This window comes from Oryzihumus sp. (assembly GCF_036391795.1).
Taxonomy (GTDB): domain Bacteria; phylum Actinomycetota; class Actinomycetes; order Actinomycetales; family Dermatophilaceae; genus Oryzihumus.
Window position 1 is genome coordinate 1 of the sequence record NZ_DASVZH010000052.1, and the last position, 2851, is coordinate 2851.

The following is a 2851-nucleotide window of genomic DNA, read 5'->3' on the forward strand; positions in this document are numbered from 1 at the left end:
GTGCCCGGCACGAGCGTGATCCGCCCCGCCGACCCCCACGCGACGGACGCGGTGGTCGCCGCCGCCCGGGCGCTGGCCGACCTGCACACCGGCACGGCTGCGGCGACCGACACCCCGACCCGCACCGGGGCCGACGAGGCGGCTCGGGCGGCCAGGCGCGCGAGCGTCCTCACGGCATACGTGCCTGCCCTGGCCGGCACGGTGGCGGTCGCGGCCGACACCCTGACCACCCACCTGCTCGCGGCCGCCCCGGACACGCTGGTGCCGGCGCACGGCAGCTACAAGCCCAGCCAGCTGCTCGTGCGCGACGGTGCGGTCAAGCTCGTGGACTTCGACCAGTTCTGCCTGGCCGACCCGGCGCTGGACGTCGGCTACTTCCTGGCCTACCTGCGCCCGCCGGGACTCTGGTACCACAGGGCCGGCACCCGGGAGTGGTTCGAGCAGGCCGCGGCGACGTTCACCGGCACCTACGACGCGGCGCTGGCTGAGCACGGCTGGTCCGCCGCCTCCCGCGCCGGCGTCCTGGCCAGGGCGCACGTCTACGAGGCGGCCCTGCTGCTCAAGATCGCGGCGCGCCGGCCGAACCGCCTGCACAGCCCGCGGGTGGGCGAGGTCGATGCCGTGATGCAGGAGGTGCACGCCTGCCTCGCCGCTGCGGACGCGACGCTCGGCGGCTGACCGGCGCCCGGCGGCGGGCAGGTATGCCGGGTCGGCGGCCGGTCAGCCCAGCCGCACCGAGGCGCGGACCCGGTCGAAGAGGGCGCGCTGGGCGTCCAGCTGCCCCGGCGGCGCGAAGAAGGCCAGCAGGACCTGGTCGCCCTGCGGGGTCTGCACGACGTCGATGAGCAGGCTCAGGCTCGCCCCGCCCGCCGGCGAGGAGGCGGCGCCGGTGAGCTCGACGGCGGGGACCCCGCCGACCGTCACGGTGCGCCGGCCCGGCAGCAGCTGGGTGCCCGGCGGGAGGCTCTGGATGACGGTGTCGCCGAACGCCGAGCTGGCCGGGTCCACCGCGGTGAAGCCCGAGGTGAGGTAGGCCCCCACGGCGGCGCCGGGGTCGCTCCCGACGAGGCGGCCCATGGCGGTCCAGCCGCCGTCACTGCCACCACCGAAGAAGACCGGTCCCGCCACGTCCGGGCGCGCGGCCACCACGGCGGAGGTGCCGGGGCTCTCCTGCACCGACCAGGCGTCGGGGTAGCCCATGGTCAGGGGGACGGTGCTGTTACCGGGGCGGTAGGTCCGCGTGAGGTCCTGCCCACCGGAGCCGCTGAGGCGGACCAGCAGGAACCCGAGCACGGCCAGGAACACCACGGTCCCGGCGACGACCGGGAGCAGCCACCGCCGGGTCCGGGATGCAGGCACCTCGCCGGGGGCGGCCTGGGTGGTGGTCGCCACGGCGCCCTCGCCGGCAACGGTCTGCTCACCCGGGAAGGCCTCGGCGCCCACGACCTCGCCGGCGACCAGCTCCTCCTCCAGGGGCCAGCTCGTCCCCTCCCCGTCCCAGCCCCACTGCTCCGCGACCTCGCCGTCCGCGGCGGGGACCTCCACCTGCTCGGCCCAGCCGGCTTGCGCCCACTCCTGACCCGGACCGGCCGGCGCCCACTCCCCGGCCGGTGCGTCGCCCTGGTCACCGACCGGCCCGGCGGTCTCGGCCACGTCCGGAGCGGCGGCGGCCACGGGCCCTGCCGGGGCACCGGCCTGCACCTCGGCGGGCACGTCGGCCGCCTGCTCGGGGACGACACGCTCCCCTGACCAGCGCGTCTGCTGGGACCCGGCCACCGATCCGCCCGTCCCCGCCGCGGCAACGCCTTCCGCCCCCGGCGCGCGCACCGCGTCGGCCAGCGCACGGACCATCTCGTGGCAGGAGGCGAAGCGCTCCTCGGGGAACTTGGCCATGGCCCGGGCCACCACCGCGTTGACCCCGGTCGGCAGCTCCGGGCGCAGGACCGACGGGGGCGGAGGCGGTTCGATCAGGTGTGCCCACAGCACGGCGGCGTCGTCGTCGCGGCGGAACGGGACCCGGCCGGTGAGGCACTCGTAGAGCAGGCAGCCCAGGGCGTACATGTCCGCCGCCGGACCGACCGGCTTGCCCTGGATCTGCTCGGGGGCGACGTAGTCCACCGTGCCCAGGAAGTGGCCGGTGCCGGTCAGGCCGCCGGACAACGAGGACGTGCGCTTGGTCAGGCCGAAGTCGGTCAGGTAGACGTGCTCGGCGGTCACGTGGTCGCCGTGCTCGTGGGTCTGCGTGATGAGGATGTTGCCCGGCTTGACGTCGCGGTGGACCAGGCCGAGCTCGTGCGCGGCGTCGAGGGCGTCGCCGATCTGGGTGAACAGGCGGACCGCGCGCTCGGGGTCCAGCGCGCCTCCCCGGGCCAGCAGGTCCTTGAGGTCGCTGCCCACGACGTAGCGCATGGCGATGAAGAGCACGCCGTCGGCGTCGCCGGCCTCGTAGATCGGCACGATGTTGGGGTGGTCCAGCGAGGCCGCCAGCCGTGACTCGCGGATGAACCGCTGGCGGAACTGCTCGTTGGCGGCCAGGGCCGTGGACAGGAGCTTGAGGGCGACCTTGCGGCCCAGGCGGGTGTCCTCCGCGCGGTAGACCGTCGCCATCCCGCCACGACCGATGACCGACTCGATCCGGTAGCCGGCGATCACCGACCCGGTCGTCTGCTCGGTCATCTCGACTCCCCTGTCACGCCACGGGCTGGCCGCACCAGCCGCAGAACCGGTCGCCCGGGGTGAGCCGGCCGCCGCAGGAGGTGCAGAAGTTGCGGGTGCGCGCGGCTCCGCCCGAGGTGGCCGGCCCGGGTGAGGCGGCGGGCGGACGGGCCGGTCCGGACGCCGACGTGGGCGG

At 75.9% G+C, this 2851-nt stretch carries 2 protein-coding genes; one reads left to right on the plus strand and one right to left on the minus strand.

Translation table 11 applies throughout. The features are described from left to right. The coding region (locus VF825_RS03155) for a phosphotransferase family protein (protein ID WP_331110054.1) at positions 1-678 on the plus strand (678 nt) is incomplete at its 5' end. Positions 679-720: 42 nt separating this feature from the next. Here the strand turns inward: VF825_RS03155 and VF825_RS03160 are convergent. Continuing rightward, positions 721-2676, minus strand: a complete 1956-nt coding sequence (locus VF825_RS03160) for a serine/threonine-protein kinase (protein ID WP_331110056.1) — start codon at positions 2674-2676, stop codon at positions 721-723. Positions 2677-2851 lie beyond the last annotated feature (175 nt).